Source organism: Marseilla massiliensis (assembly GCF_016899955.1).
Classification (GTDB): Bacteria; Bacteroidota; Bacteroidia; order Bacteroidales; family Bacteroidaceae; genus Prevotella; species Prevotella intestinigallinarum.
Window position 1 is genome coordinate 1 of record NZ_JACJJL010000110.1, and the last position, 399, is coordinate 399.

At 60.2% G+C, this 399-nt stretch carries 1 pseudogene; it reads left to right on the plus strand.

Annotated features, from left to right (window positions below):
- Positions 1-58: 58 nt before the first annotated feature.
- Positions 59-399: pseudogene (locus H6B30_RS16140) on the plus strand (MarR family transcriptional regulator); the annotation flags it as partial.

Here is a 399-nt window from a genome sequence, read left to right on the forward strand (position 1 = left end):
CTGGCGCAATACCGCCGCGAGAAGAAATCATTGTTCAACAACTATAACCCCGAATCCCATGCGTAGAATCGACTGGACAGAAACCATGCTCTCCCGGCTTGCCGAGCTTTATCCCGTGGAGACCACCGCACATACTGCCTATATGCTCCAGATAGGCGTGACGGCCGTGAAGGAAAAAGCCCGCGAACTCGGACTGGAGAAGCTGGCCAAGAGCCGGTGGCTGGAACGTGCCGGACATATCAGCCGCCACTTCGACAACCGTTCCTACGCCGAGATGGCCGGCGACCTGGGCGTCAGCCGCACCACAGTCAGCCGCATGGCACGCAAGCTGGGGCTGAGCCGGAGCAAGGCAAAGGGTTACGCGATGTCGTCCCGTGTCCGCAATGAGCTGGTACGCCG